The organism is Companilactobacillus halodurans (assembly GCF_009600985.1).
GTDB lineage: Bacteria > Bacillota > Bacilli > Lactobacillales > Lactobacillaceae > Companilactobacillus > Companilactobacillus halodurans.
Map to the genome: position 1 here is coordinate 1 of NZ_VDFP01000172.1, position 1279 is coordinate 1279.

General features: G+C 37.0%; 1 protein-coding gene and 1 pseudogene. Both read left to right on the forward strand.

Annotation, left to right across the window (positions count from 1 at the left end):
• Positions 1 to 226: pseudogene (locus tag FHL06_RS13375) on the forward strand (class II fumarate hydratase); the annotation flags it as partial.
• 1 nt (position 227) lies between these two features.
• Positions 228 to 1279: flavocytochrome c (locus FHL06_RS13380; protein ID WP_153387114.1), on the forward strand; the 1052-nt coding region annotated here is incomplete at its 3' end.

Below are 1279 nucleotides of genomic sequence, written 5' to 3' on the forward strand. Positions count from 1 at the left end.
AACAGTCAATGAGAATCGTATGAAAGAACTAGTAGATCAATCGTTAATGACTGTGACTGCTTTGTCACCACATATTGGATACCATCAAAGTGCTGAGATTGCTCAACAAGCTCAAAAAGATGGGTCGACGTTACGCCAAGCTGCTTTGAAATCAGGCTTAGTTACGGCTGAACAATTTGACAAGTGGGTTGTTCCAATTGATATGACTAATATTGAGGAGAAATAATATGGCAGAAAAATTTATCTTTGAACCAACAACAATTGACCAATTAAAAGATCATTATGATGTAATTATTATTGGCTCAGGTGGTGCAGGATTAACTAGTGCCATTCAAGCTTATGAATTAGGTTTGTCGCCAGTAATTCTTGAAAAAATGGATAAAATCGGTGGTAATACAACTAGGGCTTCTTCAGGAATGAACGCTGCTGAAACATTTGTACAATTGGATCATCATATTATTGATAGTTTTGAGGATTTTTATAATGAAACCTTTATCGGTGGAGGTAAACAAAATAATCCAGCATTATTAAAATTCTTTACGGAGCATGGTGCTTTAGCAATAGATTGGTTAAATCAACATGGCATTAAGCTAGACGATTTAACTATTACTGGTGGAATGAAGACTATGCGAACACATCGTCCAAGCTCTTTGGCTCCAATTGGTGGATATTTGGTTACCGAACTATTGAAATATGTTGCCAAATATCAAATCCCTTTGTTTGATAAGATCAAGGTAACCGACCTGTTAGTTAAAGACGGCCAAATATCAGGAGTTAAGGCTGTTGGTGAACGTGATTTAACAATTAATACTGAAGCAGTCATCTTAGCAACTGGTGGATTTGGAGCAGGGAAGGATCTTCTAGCAAAATATCGATCCGATCTTTTGAAATTGAGGACTACTAATCAACCAGGTGCTACTGGGGATGGAGTGAAACTGGCTCAAAAGGTTGGCGCTAAGCTGGTGGATATGGATCAAGTTCAAGTTCATCCAACCGTTCAACAAGATACACCACATGCCTTTTTGATTGGTGAAGCAGTACGTGGAGAGGGAGCTATTCTAGTTAATAATAATGCCAAACGTTTTGTAAATGAGTTAGATACTAGAAAAAATGTAACTAAGGCCATTGATGATTTAGGTGGGACTGGAGCTTATTTGATTTTTGATCGTGATATCAGAAAACGAGTTAAGGCAATTGAGTTTTACGATCATATTGGTTTGGTTAAAACTGGTGATACTATTGCAAAATTAGCAGAAACTATTCATCTAGATCCACAAAT